Source organism: Streptosporangium sp. CA-115845 (genome assembly GCF_050943795.1).
In the GTDB taxonomy this organism is placed as follows: domain Bacteria; phylum Actinomycetota; class Actinomycetes; order Streptosporangiales; family Streptosporangiaceae; genus Streptosporangium.
Genome location: NZ_CP191988.1, coordinates 1402287 through 1420863 on the forward strand (window position 1 = coordinate 1402287; position 18577 = coordinate 1420863).

Annotated in this window: 18 protein-coding genes; 14 read left to right on the top strand and 4 right to left on the bottom strand. The window is 69.9% G+C overall.

Annotated features, from left to right (window positions below):
- Positions 1-58: 58 nt before the first annotated feature.
- Complete coding sequence (locus ACQP0P_RS08785; RefSeq protein WP_433373342.1) at positions 59-265, bottom strand: acyl-CoA carboxylase subunit epsilon; 207 nt, start codon at positions 263-265, stop codon at positions 59-61.
- The gene (locus ACQP0P_RS08790; RefSeq protein ID WP_433373345.1) at positions 262-1866 is read right to left on the bottom strand and encodes an acyl-CoA carboxylase subunit beta; all 1605 of its coding nucleotides are present in this window, start codon (positions 1864-1866) and stop codon (positions 262-264) included. Before ACQP0P_RS08790 ends, ACQP0P_RS08785 begins: the two co-directional genes overlap by 4 nt.
- 107 nt (positions 1867-1973) lie before the next feature.
- Here ACQP0P_RS08790 and ACQP0P_RS08795 point away from each other — a divergent pair, with 107 nt between their 5' ends.
- The 3 genes from ACQP0P_RS08795 to ACQP0P_RS08805 all read left to right on the top strand — a co-directional run bounded on the left by ACQP0P_RS08795 (position 1974) and on the right by ACQP0P_RS08805 (position 7062).
- Positions 1974-2756 carry an ABC transporter ATP-binding protein gene (locus ACQP0P_RS08795; protein ID WP_433381755.1) on the top strand — a complete coding sequence of 261 codons (783 nt, stop codon included), beginning with the start codon at positions 1974-1976 and terminating at the stop codon, positions 2754-2756.
- Positions 2732-4360 carry a hypothetical protein gene (locus ACQP0P_RS08800; RefSeq protein WP_433373348.1) on the top strand — a complete coding sequence of 543 codons (1629 nt, stop codon included), beginning with the start codon at positions 2732-2734 and terminating at the stop codon, positions 4358-4360. Before ACQP0P_RS08795 ends, ACQP0P_RS08800 begins: the two co-directional genes overlap by 25 nt.
- A 65-nt stretch (positions 4361-4425) precedes the next feature.
- Positions 4426-7062, top strand: coding sequence for a phosphoenolpyruvate carboxylase (locus tag ACQP0P_RS08805; protein WP_433373351.1), 2637 nt, complete (start codon positions 4426-4428; stop codon positions 7060-7062).
- A gap of 48 nt (positions 7063-7110) precedes the next feature.
- On the opposite strand, the gene fdhD is transcribed toward ACQP0P_RS08805, so the two are convergent.
- Positions 7111-7998: a formate dehydrogenase accessory sulfurtransferase FdhD gene (gene fdhD, locus ACQP0P_RS08810; protein ID WP_433373354.1), complete on the bottom strand. Its 888-nt coding sequence runs from the start codon at positions 7996-7998 to the stop codon at positions 7111-7113.
- A 153-nt stretch (positions 7999-8151) separates the two neighbouring features.
- Here fdhD and ACQP0P_RS08815 point away from each other — a divergent pair, with 153 nt between their 5' ends.
- From ACQP0P_RS08815 to ACQP0P_RS08855, 9 genes are all read left to right on the top strand, one after another.
- Positions 8152-8976, top strand: coding sequence for a biotin--[acetyl-CoA-carboxylase] ligase (locus ACQP0P_RS08815; protein ID WP_433373357.1), 825 nt, complete (start codon positions 8152-8154; stop codon positions 8974-8976).
- 33 nt (positions 8977-9009) lie between these two features.
- Positions 9010-9528, top strand: a complete 519-nt coding sequence (locus ACQP0P_RS08820) for a PH domain-containing protein (protein ID WP_343981285.1) — start codon at positions 9010-9012, stop codon at positions 9526-9528.
- 60 nt (positions 9529-9588) lie between these two features.
- A complete protein-coding gene (locus ACQP0P_RS08825; protein ID WP_433373361.1) occupies positions 9589-10572 on the top strand; it encodes an adenylate/guanylate cyclase domain-containing protein in 984 nt (327 codons plus the stop codon).
- An 83-nt stretch (positions 10573-10655) separates the two neighbouring features.
- Positions 10656-11741 (top strand): S-(hydroxymethyl)mycothiol dehydrogenase, encoded by a 1086-nt coding sequence (locus tag ACQP0P_RS08830; RefSeq protein ID WP_350911864.1) that lies wholly within the window; start codon positions 10656-10658, stop codon positions 11739-11741.
- Positions 11738-12355 carry an MBL fold metallo-hydrolase gene (locus ACQP0P_RS08835; protein ID WP_433373364.1) on the top strand — a complete coding sequence of 206 codons (618 nt, stop codon included), beginning with the start codon at positions 11738-11740 and terminating at the stop codon, positions 12353-12355. Before ACQP0P_RS08830 ends, ACQP0P_RS08835 begins: the two co-directional genes overlap by 4 nt.
- Positions 12356-12601: 246 nt before the next feature.
- Positions 12602-12742, top strand: a complete 141-nt coding sequence (locus ACQP0P_RS08840) for a (2Fe-2S)-binding protein (protein WP_245651427.1) — start codon at positions 12602-12604, stop codon at positions 12740-12742.
- Positions 12743-12757: 15 nt separating this feature from the next.
- Positions 12758-13240, top strand: a complete 483-nt coding sequence (bfr, locus tag ACQP0P_RS08845; protein ID WP_433373367.1) for a bacterioferritin — start codon at positions 12758-12760, stop codon at positions 13238-13240.
- 251 nt (positions 13241-13491) lie between these two features.
- Positions 13492-14160, top strand: coding sequence for a response regulator transcription factor (locus tag ACQP0P_RS08850; protein WP_012888073.1), 669 nt, complete (start codon positions 13492-13494; stop codon positions 14158-14160).
- Between the two features lie 3 nt (positions 14161-14163).
- A complete protein-coding gene (locus tag ACQP0P_RS08855; protein ID WP_433373369.1) occupies positions 14164-15441 on the top strand; it encodes an ATP-binding protein in 1278 nt (425 codons plus the stop codon).
- A gap of 7 nt (positions 15442-15448) precedes the next feature.
- Here ACQP0P_RS08855 and ACQP0P_RS08860 read toward each other — a convergent pair whose 3' ends face one another.
- On the bottom strand, positions 15449-15982 hold the full coding sequence (locus ACQP0P_RS08860; RefSeq protein WP_433373372.1) for a GtrA family protein: 534 nt from the start codon (positions 15980-15982) through the stop codon (positions 15449-15451).
- Between the two features lie 286 nt (positions 15983-16268).
- Between ACQP0P_RS08860 and ACQP0P_RS08865 the strand changes: the two genes are divergently transcribed.
- Both ACQP0P_RS08865 and ACQP0P_RS08870 read left to right on the top strand, forming a co-directional pair.
- Complete coding sequence (locus ACQP0P_RS08865; protein WP_433373374.1) at positions 16269-17213, top strand: hypothetical protein; 945 nt, start codon at positions 16269-16271, stop codon at positions 17211-17213.
- Positions 17214-17453: 240 nt separating this feature from the next.
- A complete protein-coding gene (locus ACQP0P_RS08870; RefSeq protein WP_433381760.1) occupies positions 17454-18539 on the top strand; it encodes a 5-(carboxyamino)imidazole ribonucleotide synthase in 1086 nt (361 codons plus the stop codon).
- The last annotated feature ends 38 nt before the right edge of the window (positions 18540-18577 follow it).

Consider the following 18577-nt stretch of genomic DNA (forward strand, 5'->3'; position numbering starts at 1 on the left):
GCGCCCATTTCTTAGATGGTCCCAACTCTCGTGCAAGTTGACACCCCGTTCTGAGGATCTATCTCGGCAGTGCGCTCGATCTCCACGCACCTTGTCCGGTAGGAAGATGTTTTCGCATGCCATGTGAGTGATTGCTCCAGGATTTTGGCGTCTGCAGGACTTTCGGGCCCGAAGTCGCGGCCGCGGTGTGCGCAGAGAGAGCGATCACCAACGCGGCGATCTCCTCGGGGGTCGCATCCCCTTTAACGATCTTCAGGTGTCTCACAGCGGGATGTTCCCATGCTTCTTCGGCGGCAGGGTCGCGCGCTTGTTGCGCAACGTCCTGAGCGCCTTGACGATCTGGACTCGGGTGTCGGAAGGGCGGATCACCGAGTCCACATACCCACGTTCGGCCGCGAGATACGGGTTGGCGAGCGTGTCCTCGTATTCGGCGACGAAGCGGGCCCGCTGGGCGTCCGGATCGGCGGCCGAGGCCAGCTCGCGCCGGTAGAGGACGTTGACCGCGCCCTGCGCTCCCATCACCGCGATCTGCGCGGTCGGCCAGGCCAGGTTGATGTCGGCGCCCAGGTGCTTGGAACCCATGACGTCGTAGGCTCCACCGTACGCCTTGCGGGTGATGACCGTGACCAGCGGCACCGTCGCCTCGGCGTAGGCGTAGAGCAACTTGGCGCCGCGGCGGATGATCCCGTTCCATTCCTGGTCGGTGCCGGGAAGGAATCCGGGGACATCGACAAATGTCAGTACCGGAATGTTAAAGGCATCGCATGTACGTACGAATCTCGCGGCCTTCTCCGAGGCCGCGATGTCCAGCGTGCCCGCGAAACTCATCGGCTGGTTGGCGACGATCCCTACGGAGCGCCCTTCGACCCGGCCGAAACCCACCAGGATGTTCGGCGCGAACTGCGCGTGCACCTCAAGGAATTCGCCGTCGTCCAGGACGTGTTCGAGAACCTGGTGCATGTCGTAGGGCTGGTTCGCCGAGTCGGGGACCAGCGTGTCGAGCTCCCGGTCGGAGTCGGTGGTCTCCAGCACCACCTCGGTGTCGAACACCGGGGTCTCGTCCATGTTGTTGGACGGCAGGTAGGAGAGCAGCGCCCTGGCGAACTCCAGGCAGTCGGCCTCGTCGGAGGCCTCGTAGTGGGCGACACCCGAGCGGGAGTTGTGCGTGTGCGCGCCGCCGAGCTCCTCGAACGTCACCTCCTCGCCGGTGACCGTCTTGATCACGTCGGGGCCGGTGATGAACATGTGCGACTTCTCCGACACCATCAGCACGAAGTCGGTGAGGGCCGGCGAGTAGACGGCGCCGCCCGCGCACGGGCCCATGATCAGCGAGATCTGCGGGATCACTCCCGAGGAGTGGACGTTCCGCTTGAAGATCTCGGCGTACAGGCCCAGCGAGACGACGCCCTCCTGGATGCGCGCCCCGCCGGAGTCGTTGATGCCGATCACCGGGCAGCCGGTCTTCAGCGCGTGGTCCATGACCTTGACGATCTTCTCGCCGAAGACCTCGCCCAGGGAACCGCCGAAGACCGTGAAGTCCTGGGAGAACACCGCCACGGGGCGGTCGTCGACGGTGCCGTATCCGGTCACGACCCCGTCGCCGTACGGACGCTCGCGCTCCATGCCGAAGCTCGTGGACCGGTGCCGGGCGAGTTCGTCGAACTCCACGAAGCTGCCCTCGTCCAGGAAGGCGAGGACCCGCTCCCTGGCGGTCATCTTGCCCTTCGCGTGCTGTTTCTCGACGGCGCGCGCGGAACCCGCGTGGGCGGCCTCGTCCAGACGGCGTTCCAGATCGGCCAGTTTCCCGGCTGTCGTACGGATATCGGGTTCGGCGGCCGTGGTTTCGGCGCTCAGGGGCTCGCTCATGCCAGCAGGGTAAACCGCCCTCTGACAGTGCGAACTATCGGGGGCGACCGTTCGTTTTCCGGATGAGTCGGCTGATCGCCGGAGCCGTGACCCTGGAAGGGGGGAACATGCCGGACGCCATCGAGGCGGTGAGAACGCAGGGGCTGTTCAAGAGATTCGGGCAGCAGGTGGCCGTGGGAGGCGTCGACCTCGTGGTGCCCGGCGGCAGTTTCGCCGGGCTGGTCGGTCCCAACGGGGCGGGAAAGACCACCACGCTCAGCATGGTCACCGGCCTGCTGCGTCCCGACGGGGGCTCGATCCACATCGGTGGTGTCGACGTCTGGCGCGACCAGGTCGCGGTCAAGAGCCGCATCGGCGTGCTCCCCGAGGGGCTGCGCCTGTTCGAACGGCTCTCCGGCAGGGAGTTGCTGTCCTACAACGGCCAGCTCCGAGGCATCCCCAGGGCCGAGGTGGAGCAGCGGGCGGAGGGGCTGCTGGAGGTCATGGGCCTGACCGAGTCGGCGGACAAACTCGTCGTCGACTACTCGACGGGCATGCGGAAGAAGATCGGCCTGGCCGCCGCGCTGCTGCACAACCCCGGTGTGCTCTTTCTCGACGAGCCGTTCGAGGGCGTCGACCCGGTCAGCGCCAACACGCTCGTCGAGGTGCTCAGGCGCTACACCGGCTCCGGCTCGACCGTCGTCTTCTCCAGCCACGTCATGGAGCTCGTCGAGCGCCTGTGCGACTGGGTCTCGGTGATGGACGGCGGGCGGATCGTCGCCCAGGGGCCGCTGGACGAGGTCAGGGCGGGGCGCAGCCTCAACGAGGCGTTCCTGGGGCTGGTCGGCGCCCGGGGTGACGGCACCAGCGGGCAGGAGGGCCTGTCATGGCTGGGCGCGACCCCGGCATGAGCGCGCCGGACCGGCGGCGGGCCGTGCCCGGGACCGTGCGGGTGGGGCCCTCGGTGTTCGTACGGCTCAAGCTCCGGCTCGTCGCCGGCAACCTGCGCGGCAGCGGCCGGCACCTGCTGGGGTTCGTCTTCACGGTGATCGCCGCGATCGTCTTCGCCGCCCTGGGCTTCTTCGCCATGACCACGCTGCGCCTCGCGTCCGCCGAGGTCGCAGGCGACGTCGTCACCGTGCTGTTCGCCGCCTTCCTGGTGGGCTGGGCGATCGTGCCGCTGCTCGCGTTCGGGCTGGACGACACGCTCGACCCGTCGCGGCTGGCGCTCTTCCCGCTGCGGACCGGCCAGCTCGCCACCGGCATGTTCGCCGCCTCGATCACCGGCGTCTGGCCGGTCGCCACGCTGGTCGTCATGATCGGGGCGGTGGCCGGCCTGGCCGGCGGGGCCGGCGGGGTGCTCCTGGGCACGGTGGCGGTGCTGCTCCACTTCGCGCTCTGCGTCGTCCTCTCCCGGCTGGTCACCACGGCGCTCTCCGGCGTGCTGCGCACCCGCAGGGGCCGCGACGTGCTGGCCGTCTCGGTGATCTTCGTCGTGCTGGCGGCACAGCTGCCCAACCTGCTGCTCAACGGCGGTCTGGCGGCCGACCCGGGGGCGATGCTGCGCGGTACCGCCTCGGTGCTGCGCTGGACCCCGTCGGGTATGGCGGCGCACGCCGTCGCCGACGGAGGGGCGGCGGCCCTGCTGGCGATCGTCGTGCTCACCGCGCTGGTCGCCGGGGTGGGGTGGCTGTGGATCGCGGCACTGCGCCGCGCCCTGGTCTCCCCTGACGCCTCCACCCAGAGCTCCTCGGTGCGCAACTCCCGGGGCCTGCTGACCAGGGTCCTGCCCGACGGCCCGCTCGCCGCGGTGGTGGGCAAGGAGTTCAGGTACGCCCGCCGTGATCCGCGGGGCAGGGTCGGCTGGTTCGCCGCCGTCGCGGTCGCGGGCATTATGGCCTTCTCGCTGAACGGGCAGGGCGGTCCGACCGGGGTCGCCCTGGCGGTCGCTCCCGCCTGCATCGGCGCGGCGCTGATCAGCATGCAGTGGTGCAACGCCTTCGGCATCGACGGCCGCTCGCTGTGGATGAACGCCGTCGCCTACGGCACCGACCGCGACTGGCGCACGGACATCGCGGGGCGGCACCTGGCGGTGGCGACGATCGGCGTGCCGTTGCTGCTGGTGCTCTCCCTGGTCGCGGCCCTGCTGGCCGGAGACGTCGGCTGGGCGGTCCCGGCCACCCTGACCGCCTGGGGCGTCCTCGGGGTCGGGCTCGGGGTGGGCGCGCTGACCAGCGTGCAGATGCCCTACACCGTGCCCGAGCGCCTGAACGCCTTCACGGGTGCGGCTCCGGGGCAGGGCGGCATCGCCTTCGTCGCCTCGTTCGGCGCGCTGATCGGCACCGGCCTGCTCGTGCTGCCGATCGTGCTGCCGGTGCTGTTCGGCCTCACCTGGGTCGCCGCGCTGGCGGTGCCGTACGGACTGCTGCTCTCCGCAGGCGGCCGGAGAATCGCGGGTAAAGCCGCTTTCGCCAGGTATCCGGCGCTGCTGCAGGCGATCTCCAAGGCTGGCTGAATGGTCTAGTCCAATGGGTGAGACCGGTCTCCGCTGGAGAAAACGGACTGGGTACGCTGACGAACATGCCCGCCACCGTGTCTCATCAGGTAGAGCGTTCCTCCGCTGTCACCGAGATGCCCGACGAGCTGCGCGCGGATGTGCGACTGCTCGGCGAGCTTCTGGGGCAGGTCATCGCCGAGCATGGTGGCGATGACCTGCTCGCCGACGTCGAACGGCTGCGCAAGGCAGTCATCGGTGCCCGCCGCAGGCAGGTGTCGGTCGACGAGATCACCGCGATGGTGGCCGAGTGGCCCGTCGATCGCGCGGTACAGATCGCCCGCGCGTTCACGTGCTACTTCCACCTGGCGAACCTGGCCGAGGAGCACTTCAGAATCCGCACGCTCAGGGTCCGCGACACCGGCGAGGAGCCGCTGCCGGAGTCCCTGGCCCAGGCGGTCCAGGAGCTCGGTGGCGAGAAGGTCGCCGGCCTGGTCGAGGAGTTGCGCCTGCATCCGGTGCTGACCGCGCACCCCACCGAGGCCCGCAGGCGCGCCGTGGTCACCGCGATCCAGCGCATCAGCGGCCAGCTCGCCCTGTACAACAGCCCCGAGCGGGGTGCCGCCGAGCGGGCGGAGACCCGCCGGCGGCTGCTGGAGGAGATCGACCTGCTCTGGCGGACCGCCCAGCTCAGATCCACCAAGCTCAACCCGCGAGACGAGGTCCGCACCGCCATGGCGGCCTTCGACGAGACCCTCTTCCGGGTGGTCCCGCAGGTCTACCGTGCCCTGGACGCCGCGCTCGGCGGGGGCGGCGGCACCGAGAGGCCCCGGGCCCGCGCCTTCATCAGGTACGGCAGCTGGATCGGCGGCGACCGCGACGGCAACCCGAACGTCACGGCCAAGGTGACCAGGGACGCCGTGCTCATCCAGGCCGAGCACGTGCTGATCGCCCTGGAGATCGCCGCCGGCCGGATCGGCCGCTCGCTGACCCTCGCCGCCGGCTACGCCCCCGCCTCGCCCGAACTGCGGGCCGCGCTGTCCGCCGCGGTGAACGACCACCCCGACCTGGTCTCGGAGATGGCCACCCGCTCTCCGCAGGAGCCGCACCGGCAGTGGCTGATGTTCGTCGCCGCCCGCATCGCGGCCACCAGGCAGCGCGGTCTCGACCTGGCCTACCGCTCGCCCGAGGAGCTCCTGGGCGATCTGCGGATCGCCCAGGAGTCGCTGGTCGCGGCCGGGGCGAGGAGGCAGGCGTACGGGGAACTGCAACACCTCATCTGGCAGGTGGAGACGTTCGGCTTCCACCTGGCCGAGCTGGAGGTCCGCCAGCACTCGCAGGTCCACGCCGCCGCGCTGGAGGAGATCGCCGCCGGGCGCACCTCAGAGCGGACCGAGGAGGTCCTGGCCACGATCCGTACGATCGCCTGGATCCAGGAGCGGTTCGGGGTGAGTGCCTGCTCCCGCTACGTCGTCTCCTTCACCCGCTCGGCCGACGACATCGCCGCCGTGCACGCGCTGGCCGCGCACGCGCTGGGCGAGCGGGCCCCCCGGCTCGACGTGGTCCCGCTCTTCGAGTCGGGCGCCGACCTGGCGGCCGCCCCCACCGTGCTGTCGGGGATGCTGGAGATCCCCGAGGTCCAGGCCAGGCTGGCCGACGACCGGCGCCTGGAGGTCATGCTCGGCTACTCCGACTCCGCCAAGGAGCTCGGCCCGGCCGCGGCGACGCTGAAGCTGTACGAGGCCCAGGAGGCGCTGGCCGCCTGGTCGGCCGAGCACGACGTGCCGCTGACGCTCTTCCACGGCCGGGGCGGCGCCCTGGGCCGGGGCGGCGGTCCCGCCAACCGGGCGGTGCTCGCGCAGGCCCCGGGGTCGGTGGGCGGCAGGTTCAAGGTCACCGAGCAGGGCGAGGTCATCTTCGCCCGCTACGGCCACGACGCCATCGCCCGCCGGCACATGGAGCAGGTCACCTCCGCGGTGCTGCTCGCCTCCACCCCGTCCATCGAGGCGCGCACGGCCGAGGCCGCGGGACGCTTCCGGGCGGTGGCCGAGCAGGTCGCCTCCGCCTCGGAGAAGGCGTACCGGCTGCTGACCGAGGCGCCCGGCTTCCCCGAGTGGTTCTCCCTGGTCAGCCCGCTGGAGGAGATCGGCTCGCTCCGCCTGGGCTCCCGCCCGGCCCGGCGCGGTCTCGGCGCGCCCCGGTCCCTGGACGACCTGCGGGCCATCCCGTGGGTCTTCGCCTGGGCTCAGACCAGGGTCAACCTGCCCGGCTGGTACGGCCTGGGCAGCGGCCTGGAGGCGGTCATCTCCGAGGCGGGCCTGGGCGAACTGCGCGCCGCCTACCGGGAGTGGCCGCTGTTCGCCTCGCTGCTGGACAACGTGGAGATGTCGCTGGCCAAGACCGACCGTGACATCGCCGCCCGCTACCTCGCGCTCGGCGCCAGGGACGACTTCGTCGAGCAGGTCCTGGCCGAGTACGACCTGACCCGCCGCCTGGTCCTGGAGATCACCGGCCACACCCGCCTGCTGGAGGACCGCAAGGTGCTGTCCCGCGCGGTGCAGCTCCGCGACCCGTACGTCGACGCGCTCTCCCACCTGCAGCTCCGGGCCCTGTCCACGCTCCGCGCGGACGAGGGGCTGTCGGAGGAGGAGCGCGAGCGCCTGTCCACGCTGCTGCTGCTCTCGGTCAACGGCGTCGCCGCCGGTCTGCAGAACACGGGCTGATCTTCCAGCCATCGCCCGCGGGCCCCGCACGGGGCCGGCGGGCGGCGCTCACGGGCCGACGCGGTGCGCCCCCGCGTAGAGGTTGAAGCGCTCCTCGCGCAGGAAGCCGACCAGCGTCATCCCGAACTCCCTGGCCAGGTCGACGGCCAGGGAGGAGGGCGCGGAGACCGCGCAGACGACGGGCAGGCCCGCGGTGAGGGCCTTCTGCATGATCTCGTAGCTGGTCCGCCCGCTGACCATGAGCACGTGCCCGTCCAGCGGCAGCCTTCCGGTCATCATGGCCCAGCCGACCAGTTTGTCCACCGCGTTGTGCCGCCCCACGTCCTCGCGGACCGCGAGCGGCTCGCCTGCCGCGGTGAACAGCCCGGCCGCGTGCAGCCCCCCGGTCTTGCCGAAGACCCCCTGGGCCTGCCTCAGCCGGCCAGGAAGGCCGTACAGGACCTCGGGGGAGACACGCAGCGGGTCATCGGCGGCGGGCAGCGGTGAGCAGCGGCCGCGCAGGGCGTCGAGGCTGGCGGTGCCGCAGACGCCGCACGCGCTCGACGTCATGAAATGCCGGTCGAGCGAGGGCAGATCAGGCAGGGTGTCGCCGCGCAGCCGCACGGTCACCGTGTTGTAGCGGGCCTCGGGCGGCACGTCGTCGTCCGCGCAGTAGGCGATGGACGCCACGTCGGCGGATGCCGCGACGCCCTCGCCGTACAGGAACCCGGCGGCCAGTTCGAAGTCGTGCCCCGGGGTGCGCATGGTGATCGCGACGGTGCGGCGCTCCTCGCCCGCCTGGATCCGGATCTCCAGTGGCTCCTCGGTGGCCAGATCGTCCCGGCGCTCGTGGAGCGTCCCCGAGCGCATCTGCCCGACCCGCGCCCGCGTGGTGGGCCCCGGCCTGCGCACGGCCTCCACCTCGATGCCGTCCCGCGGGTCAAGCTCTCTGCTCATGCGGTCATTTTCTCTTTTCGCTGCCGTCCGAACGGTTTCGTCCCCGTTCGGAAAGCTGGGCTTCGCCTGCGCACCCAGACTTCGTTAATAGTATTCCCTGGTCATTGCCCTAATTCGGTAACAGGGGGTCGTTAGGGGAGGCAAGATGGCTAAGTGCTCGACTCGCCCTTCACTGATCTCGACCGTCCGCCGCTCTCCCAGGCGGCGCTCACCCGCGCGCTGGTCCGTCCCGGCGGCCTCTGGTCCGACATCGCCGTCGTCGCCAGGACCGGATCGACCAACGCCGACCTCGCGCAGGCCGTCCGCGACGGTGCGCGGCAGGGAGCCGTCGTCGTCGCGGAGGCCCAGTTCGCCGGGCGCGGCAGGCTCGGCAGGGCCTGGAGCGTTCCGCCGCGCTCCGGCCTGACCTTCTCGGTGCTGCTGCGCCCCGACCCGCCCCCGGACAGGCAGAGCTGGCTGTCCCTGCTCGTCGCCCTCGCGGTCGCGTCGGCCGTGCGGAAGGTCGCCGAGGTCGACGTCCGGCTCAAGTGGCCCAACGACCTGCTGATCGGCGGGCGCAAGGTCGCCGGGGTGCTCGCCGAGCGGATCGACAACGCGGTGATCGTGGGCGTCGGGCTCAACGTGAGCGTGCGTGCCGAGGAGCTGCCGGTGGAGACCGCCACCTCCCTGGCCATCGAGAAGGCCGCCTGCGTCGACCGCGACCCGATCCTGCGGGCGGCGCTGCGGGAGATCGAGCTCCACTACCGGGAGTGGTCGGAGGCGGACGGCGACGCCGAGGCGTGCGGCCTGCGGGCCGCCTATCTCGCGATCAGCGCCACGGTCGGCCAGGAGGTCCGGGTGGAGCTGCCGGGCGAGCGGGTGCTCACCGGCACGGCCACCGGTATCGACGGTGCCGGCCACCTGCTCGTCAGCTCCAAGGGGCAGGAGCACGCGCTCAGCGTGGGAGACGTCGTGCATGTTCGCCCGCGCAGCTCATGACGTGGGGTACGAAGGCGTGCCACGATTTGCCCCATGGGTCTACCCGATCACCACATGACGGAGGGGGAGCGGCGAATCCGGTCGTTCCACCCGCACTGGAAGCGCCTCATCGGCCCGTTCCTCGCGTTGATTCTGATCATCGCGGGGTCCGGTGCCGCCATCTTCTTCATGCCCGCCTTCGAATACGACTCCTACGCGCGCATCGCGGTGGCCGTGGTCGCCGTCGGTCTGCTGACCGTGTGGTCGTTCGTGCCGTACCTGAGGTGGAAGAACACCTCGTACGTGCTCACCTCGCACCGGTTCACCATCAGTACGGGGGTGCTGAACAAATCCATCGACGACATCCCGATGGCGAAGGTCAACACGGTCAGCGCCGACCAGACCCTGATGGAGAGGGTCCTCGGCTGCGGCACGCTCGTCGTCGAGTCGGCGGGCGACCACGGCCGGATCACGCTGCGGGACATCCCGCGGATCCAGGATGTGCGGGCCGAGGTGTTCCGCGCGCTCGACGACGCGATCGACGGGGAGCCATCGGAACACGGCGGGCGGTGACCGGTGGGGCGTAACCTTCTGGGCCGGGGGGAAGGCGCGGGCGGAGAGGAGGAGATCTTCGTGGGACGTCCCACGGCCGAGCAGATCGAGCACCTGTTCGTCGGCACCTCTCCCGGCTACACCCGGATCCAGGTGGCGAGCCTCGCCGAGCTCCCGCAGGAGCTCACCGAGCGGATCTGGCGCGCGCTGGGGTTCGCCACGCTCCCCGACGACGAGGTGGCCTTCACCGACGCGGACGTGACGGTGCTCAAGCGGGTCCGGATGATGATGGAGAGCGGCCTGCTGGACGACCGGACCGTCATCCGGATGGCCAGGGCGCTCGGCCAGACGACGGCCAGGCTCGCGCAGTGGCAGGCCGAGATCATGATCGGTGCCATGCTCGACCCCGGCCGGCGCCCCACCGACGAGGACCTGGCGGGGGTCATGGAGACCGCGCGCCGGCTGCTCCCCGACTTCGAGCAGGTCCTGATCCACGTCTGGCGAGCCCAGCTCGCCGCCGCGGGGACCCGCCTGCTGACGATCGCCGACATCACCGACGAGATCGTGCCGACCCGGCTCACCCTCGCGGTGGGCTTCGCCGACCTGGTCGCCTTCACCCGGGTCGCCCGCGAGCTGGACGAGCGGGGCCTGGCCGAGCTGGTCGAGGGCTTCGAGGCACGGGCCTCCGACGTGGTCGCCGAGCACGGGGGGCGGCTGGTCAAGACACTCGGCGACGAGGTGCTCTTCACGGCGGCCGACCCGCGGACCGCGGCCATGATCGCTCTGGACCTGGTCGGCGTCATCCAGCGGTACGGGCTCGACGCGCGGATCGGGCTGGCGTACGGCCCGGTGCTGCCGATCATGGGCGATGTCTTCGGGACCACCGTCAACCTGGCCGCCAGGCTTACGGCCATCGCCCGCCCCGGCACCATCGTCGTCGACAGCGAGCTGGCCGAGGCGCTGGAGGGCGCACCGGGCGTCGAGGTCGGCCGCATCCGGCGGCGGCCTGCCCGGGGTCTGGGGGTGGTGCAGCCGTACGTGCTGCGCCGGGCTGGTAATGATTGAGGCGGGGGCTTCTCCAAGGCCGTCCAACCAGTAAGCGAGTCCCATGGGGCTCGGTGAGTTTCACAACAGATGAGGTGCAGGACATGCCGTACACCGTCCAAGGCGTGGTCGCGCGTGGCAAGGGCGAGCCCGTCTCGCTGGAGACCGTTATCGTGCCCGATCCGGGGCCGGGCGAGGCCGTGGTGACGGTGCAGGCCTGTGGTGTCTGTCACACGGACCTGCACTATCGCGAGGGCGGCATCAACGACGAATTCCCGTTCCTGCTCGGCCACGAGGCCGCCGGAGTGGTCGAGGCCGTCGGTGCGGGCGTCACGGAGGTGGCGCCCGGTGACTTCGTGATCCTGAACTGGCGGGCCGTCTGCGGCAACTGCCGGGCGTGCCTGCGCGGCCGTCCCTGGTACTGCTTCAACACGCACAACGCCACCCAGAAGATGACCCTGGAGGACGGCACGCCGCTCAGCCCCGCCCTGGGCATCGGCGCCTTCATCGAGAAGACCCTGGTCGCGGCCGGGCAGTGCACCAAGGTCGACGCGTCCGCGCCGGCGCAGGTGGCCGGGCTGCTCGGCTGCGGCGTGATGGCGGGCCTGGGCGCCGCGATCAACACCGGCGGGGTGACCCGCGGCGACAGCGTGGCGGTCATCGGGTGCGGCGGCGTCGGTGACGCGGCCATCCTCGGCGCCAGGCTGGCGGGCGCCTCGAAGATCATCGCGGTGGACGTGGACGACCGCAAGCTGGAGTGGGCCAAGGAGTTCGGCGCCACCCACACGGTCAACTCCCGTACCTCGGACATGGTCGAGTCGGTCAGGGAGCTCACCGGCGGCAACGGCGCGGACGTGGTCATCGAGGCGGTCGGTCGCCCGGAGACCTACAAGCAGGCGTTCTATGCCCGTGACCTGGCCGGGACCGTGGTCCTGGTCGGGGTGCCGACCCCGGAGATGACGCTGGAGTTGCCGCTGCTCGACGTCTTCGGCCGCGGCGGCGCGCTGAAGTCCTCCTGGTACGGCGACTGCCTGCCCAGCCGCGACTTCCCCATGCTCATCGACCTCTACCTGCAGGGGCGGCTCGACCTCGACCGCTTCGTCTCCGAGACGATCGGCCTCGGCGACGTCGAGGACGCCTTCGCGAAGATGCACCGCGGCGAGGTCCTGCGCTCGGTGGTGGTCCTGTGATCGACAAGGTGGTCACCTCCGGCACCTTCTCGCTGGACGGCGGGACGTGGGAGGTCGACAACAACGTCTGGATCGTCGGTTCGGCCGACGAGGTGGTCGTCATCGACGCCGCGCACGACGCCGCCGCGATCGCCGAGCGGGTCGGTGACCGCGAGGTGAAGGCCATCGTCTGCACCCACGCGCACAACGACCACATCGACGCGGCGGCCGACCTCGCCACGCGGGTGGGCGCGCCGATCCTGCTCCACCCGGCCGATCAGGTGCTGTGGGAGATGGTCTACACCGACCTGCCGTACACCCCGCTGAAGGACGGTCAGGTGATCTCGGCCGGAGGTGTGGATCTGACCGTGCTGCACACGCCGGGTCACGCTCCGGGCGCGGTCTGCCTGTACGGGGCGGAGATCGGCGCGCTCTTCAGCGGCGACACCCTGTTCCACGGTGGTCCCGGCGCGACCGGGAGGTCCTTCTCCTCCTTCGACACGATCATCGAGTCGATCAAGGGGAGGCTGCTGACCCTGCCTCCGGAGACGACCGTGTACACCGGCCACGGCGACTCCACCTCGATCGGCGAGGAGGCCGGGCACCTGGAGGAATGGCTGGCCAGGGGACACTGACCGGCACGTCCGCCGCGACGCGCCCCGGCCCGCGCCGGGGCGCGTTCGCGTGTCCGGCGCCGTGCGGGATGCCGTGCGGGATGGAGGCTTCGTGGTGATGACGGGGAGGTTAGGGGGGTGTGTCGCAGCTCACGTAGGCAAGGCTAACCAAATGAGTTACTTTAGGTGTGCCTAACCTATGATACGCTCCTGAGAGGTCGCACCCCCGTGTATGTATGCGTCTGCCGCGCGGTCACCGAGAACGAGGTGCACGACTGCATCTCGGCAGGGGCGAAGAGCGCGCGCCAGATTCGCGACGCTACGGGTGCCGGTGGCGACTGCGCCTCTTGCGTGCGCAAGATCTGTGCGATCCTGAAGCGGTCTGAGGATCTGATTCCGACCGCATAGCACGAGGAGCCCGCCATGCAGGGCGACAAGAAAATCATCGAGCTGCTCAACGAGCAGTTGACCGCGGAGCTGACCGCGATCAACCAGTACTTCCTGCACGCCAAGATGCAGGAGAACTGGGGATACACCAAGCTCGCGAAATACACTCGCGAAGAGTCCATGGACGAGATGCGGCATGCGGAGAAGCTCACCGACCGCATCCTCTTCCTTGAAGGACTGCCCAACTACCAGAAGCTGGGCATCCTGCATATCGGCCAGACCGTCGCGGAGCAGCTCCGCGCGGACCTGGACGTCGAGCTTGAGGTGGTCGGCCGTCTGAAGCCCGCCATCATCCTGATGCGCGAGAAGGGCGATGTCACCTCGGCCCGCATCTTTGAGGAGATCCTTGAGGACGAGGAGCACCACATCGACTACCTGGAGACCGAACTGGGTCTGATGGAGAGTCTCGGGGAGCAGCTCTACCTGGCCCGCTACGCCGAGCCGCCGTCACCGTCTTGAGGTGAATTAAGTAGAACACGCCCACCAGATCCCCTCTGGTAGGGCGTGTTCTGCTTTGCCGGTCAATCCTTTGGTACGCCTGTGCTTTCGAGGGACTTCCAAGGTGGGAGACCTACTCCGAAACCCTCGGCCGTTGCGGGATGACTATCCGGGATTTATCAGTGTTTGCCCAGGTCAATGGATAGGTCAACGACGAGTCAAACCGCGCGCTGTACCCGGGAAACGATCCTCTAAGGTCCTACGATCGCAACATGACCTGTGTACTACTCGCCGAGGATGACACCTCGATTTCCGAGCCACTGGCGCGAGCTCTGCGCCGCGAGGGTTATCAAGTAGAGGTGAGCCCTGACGGCCCGCAGGCTCTGGAGCGGGCTCTGTCGGGTGGCATCGACCTGATCGTTCTCGACCTGGGACTGCCCGAGATGGACGGCCTGGAGGTGGCCCGGCGCATCCGCGCCGAAGGCCATGGAACTCCAGTGTTGATCCTCACCGCCCGCGTCGACGAGGTCGACACCGTGGTGGGCCTCGACGCCGGGGCCGACGACTACGTCACCAAGCCGTTCCGCCTCGCCGAACTGCTGGCGCGCGTCCGCGCCCTGCTGCGGCGCGGCACGTCCGAGACTCCCGTGGTCCAGGGCGTGCGCATCGACGCCGACTCCCGTCGGGCGTGGATGGGCGACAAGGAGCTGCATCTGACCACCAAGGAGTTCGACCTGCTGAGGGTCCTGGTCCGCGACGCCGGAAAGGTGGTCACCCGCGAGCAGATCATGCGCGAGGTGTGGGACACCAACTGGTGGGGCTCGACCAAGACCCTGGACATGCACATCTCGTGGCTACGCCGGAAACTCGGTGACGACGCCGCCAAGCCCCGATACATCACAACCGTTCGAGGGGTCGGCTTCAGGTTCGAGCGCGAGTAGGAAATGCGCCGACGCCTGCTCTCCTCAACCCTCCTCGTTGCGGTCATCGGGGTGTTGCTGCTTGGCATTCCCCTCGCCGTGGCGGTCAACAGGCTCATCGAGGAGGAGGCGATCCAGCAGCTCGCCTCCCATGCCAAGAGTCTGCTGGGGGAGGTCGAGTACGCCCGGATCCAAGATCAGCCCATCGACGAGCAGCAGCTGGAGCGTAAGTATTCCCAGCTCTACATTCAGATCTATGCAAAAGGCACGCCTCCTCAGGTGATAACGGTGGGCACCGAGCCCCCCGAGAGCCAGAAGATGACCGCGGACGCACAGTCGGAGAACGGGGTGTACGTCGCGGTCAGCCGGGACAAGACGGGGGTGGAGCGTGAGGTTCGCGCATGGCTCTTCCTCATCCTGGGGCTCGCCGCGGCTGCTCTCGCGGTCGCGGTCGGGCTTGCCATCGTGCAGTCGCGCCGCCTGACGTTACCGCTCAGCGACCTTGCGATGATCGCTGAGCGGCTCGGCTCCGGTGACGCGAGACCGAGCAAGCACCGCTACGGCATTCAGGAACTCGACCGGGTGGCCGAGGTGCTCGACCGTAGCGCGACCCGCATCTCCGACCTCCTGGCCAGGGAGCGGGAGTTCGCGACCGACGCCTCCCACCAGCTCCGCACCCCGCTCACCGGCCTGACCATGAGGCTTGAGGAGATCGTCGCCGCCGCGGACGAACCGGGGATCGTCAAGGAGGAGGGCGAGGCCGCCATCGTGCAGGCCGAGCGGCTCACCGCGGTGATCGACGAGTTGCTGGCCACCGCCAGACGACAGCGTCAGGCGCAGGCCGAGAGCGTCAAACTCGACGCACTGCTCGACCAGCAGTTCATCGAGTGGGGCCCGGCGTTCCGCAGGGCCGGGCGGCAGCTGAGGCTGGCCGGTACGCGTGAGCTCCAGGCGCTGGGCACCGGCGGCGGCATCAGCCAGGTGATCTCCACCCTGCTGGAGAACTCGCTGGAGCACGGCGGCGGCACGGTGACCGTGACCACCAGCGCCAAGGAGAGGTCCATCGTGATCGAGGTGGCGGACCAGGGCAAGGGCATACCGGACGACCTTGCCCCGAGGGTCTTCGAGCGGAATGTGAGCGGGGCCGGCGGTACAGGTCTCGGCCTGCCCCTCGCGAGGGCGCTGGCCGCCGCAGACGGGGGGCGCCTGGAGCTGATACGGCCGCGTCCCGCGGCGTTCGCGTTCTTCCTGCGCCAGGTGGGGGACCCGGGCAGGAACCGGATCGTCCGGGGGCCCGCCTGAGCGTGCTCTAGCGCGGCAGGGTCGGCGGCGAGTTCTCCTCCGAGCTTTTGTTCAGCAGGTACACATGGCCGTTGACCTGGCTCTTCGACACCGTCGGCGGACTCGCGTCGGCGCCGGGCAGGAAGACCCACTTCTTGTACGACCAGAACCTGAAGAGGGTCCCGAGGGCGGTGCCGGTGAGCATGGCGATGTTGTAGCTCAGCGGATCCTGCAGACCCAGGGTGTAGGTCACGAAGCCGATCACCAGCAGCGAGATCAGCAGGCCGATGGCGTTGAGTATGAAGAACAGGGTGTACTCGCGGGCCAGGCCGCTCTGCTCCCGGTGCCTGAAGGTCCAGTAGCGGTTGCCGAGGTAGGCGAAGGTGGCCGCGATGATCGTGGCGATGACCTTGGAGGTGAGCGGCCCCCAGCCGATGCCGAACCGGAGCAGGTTGGTGCCGCCCGTGTCGATCACGAAGGCGACCGCACCGATCGTGCCGAACTTGGCCAGTTCTCGCGCCAGTTCGGCGAGCCGCCGGTAGGCGTGTCGGAGAAACTCCACGTTTCCTGCACGGTCCTTTCGGGGGTCGGCCACCGATCCGCCACGTTGGAGGATCTCGAACACTGTCGAGCCAGGTTACCGGTGCTCGGCCACGGTCCGTGCGGCATCGCTCCGCCGGTGCACATAGCCGTCATCAAGTGCTATTTCAATAAATATCGCATAACGCCGGTTAAATCGGCTCGTCCGACGTTACGCTAATCCGGTAGATCACGGAATGCCGTTGGAGAACCGTGATCGGTCCTGACGGACTGCCGTACGCGACGGCCACTACCCCGGGGATCAACCCTTGCGCCGCCGACTCCTCGCTCTGATCATCGGTCTGTCGATGACGATCGGTTGTGGCGCGCGGAGAGACGCGCAAGGCGCCGTCCCCGAGGCCGGACCGTCGCGCGAGACGTCCGCCGGGGTGGAGCTCGCGGAGGCGATCCAGGCCTTCACGCTGCTGAGAAAGCTTGACGACGCCTGGCGCGACCGGGACTGCGCGGCCGTCGGCAGGCTCACCACCTGGGCGGAGAATGCGCTGGGCGGTCGTGCCTGTGAGGCGACCCGGAACGGCCGCCCAGCCCCCGTCAGGAAGTCCTACACCGAGGCGGAGTTCTACCTGCCCGGCACGGCCGACACCGACCGCTGGTTCGTCGCCCTGGCTCGCGAGCCCGACCCGGCCTACTTCCTGTTCGTCCATGAGGGGGGCGAGTGGCGGCTGGGCGCGGGCCCCATTCCGATACGGGGTGAGGTCCGCGAGCCGACCGAGGGGGCGGTGCCCACCGGCGACCCCGCCATGGGGGTCAGGGCCCGTCTCGTCCCGCAGCGCTATCTGACCTACCTGACCGACCCCGCGGGGGTGAGCGGGGTGACCTTCCCCAAGGACGACCCCGTACGCGACCTCTTCGACGAGCTGGTCAGGCGCCCGCGGAAGGTGCGGCCCGACCGGCTCACCGCGGACGTCCGCCTGCTCGTCGGCCCGCAGCGCGCGCTGCGACTGCCCGACGGCGGCGCGCTGGTCATCCACGCCCTGGAGATCGAATACCGGCAGCGGGCCCGTTCCGGCCGATCCTCCCTGGCCCACCCGATCTACGGCAAGGCCGACCTGCGCGGCTTCACCGGCCGTGCCAGGGCGGCCGAGCTGACCGGGACCGAGATCGCGCTCGTCGCCACCGAGATCGCCGGCACGGGTGCCGAACTCGGCACGGCCGGCCTCCGCCGCGGCCTCGCCACCCTCACGACGGGCTGAGAGCCCCGAACGGGCTCGGCGGCCTCCCTCGTACGACCCCGTTGGGGGCCTCCTGGCGGGCGAGCCGCCTTCAGGGCGGCCTGCCGTCTCGCCGGGAGCGGCTGTCAGGATCGGCCGGGCGCCTCCCACCAGCCGCCCCCGTACCGCGTGCCGGTAAACTTAACCCCCGTGAGCAGCCCTTCCTTGGCCAGTCCCATCGGACCCGTCGTCGGCGTGATCGGAGCGGGCCAGCTGGCCCGGATGACCCAGCAGGCGGCCATCGCCCTCGGCGTCGAGCTTCGGGTCCTGGCCAACTCGTCAGACGAGAGCGCCGCCCGGGTGATCGCCGACGTACGCCTGGGCGACTACCGGTCCCTGGCGGACCTGCGCGACTTCGTCAAGGGGTGCGACGCGGTCACCTTCGACCACGAGCACGTGCCCACCGAGCACATCCGTGCCCTGGTCGAGGACGGCTTCGCCGTGCACCCCGGCGCCGACGCGCTCGTACACGCCCAGGACAAGGCGGTGATGCGCGAGCGGCTGACCGGGATCGGTGCCCCGTGCCCGCCGTGGCGACGGGTCGAGACGGCCGCCGACATCGAGGAATTCGCCGCGGAGAACGGCTGGCCGGTGGTGCTCAAGGCGATCAGGGGCGGTTACGACGGGCGTGGCGTCTGGATCTGCCGCTCCGCGGATGACGCGGCCGAGCCCCTGGCCTCCGGGGTGCCGCTGATGGCCGAGGGGTTCGTGCCGTTCGAGCGGGAGCTCGCCGTGCTGGTCGCCAGGTCGCCGCACGGCCAGGGCGTCAGCTACCCGGTGGTGGAGACCGTCCAGCGTGACGGCATCTGCGTCGAGGTCCTCGCCCCCGCACCCGGCCTCGATCCCGAGCAGGCCGCGGTGGCCCAGCGGATCGCCCTGAACATCGCCAAGGAACTGGGCGTGACCGGGCTGCTGGCCGTGGAGATGTTCGCCACCTCCTCGGGCCTGGTGGTCAACGAGCTGGCCATGCGCCCGCACAACAGCGGCCACTGGACGATCGAGGGGGCTCGCACCTCCCAGTACGAGCAGCACCTGCGCGCGGTCCTCGACCTCCCGCTCGGCTCACCCGCGCCGGCCGCCCCCGTCGTGGTGATGGCCAACCTCCTGGGCGGTGACGACTCCGACATCTTCTCCCGGTACGAGCACGTGATGGCCCACGACCCGGGGATCAAGATTCACTTCTACGGCAAGGAGGTGCGACCGGGGCGCAAGATCGGCCATGTCACCGCGCTCGGCACCGACCTGGAAGAGGTACGCGCGCGCGCCCGGCACGCCGCCGTCTACCTCACCGAGGGAAGATACACCTGAGCCCGCGGGCCGGTCGCCCACCCATCCGGGGTACCGCC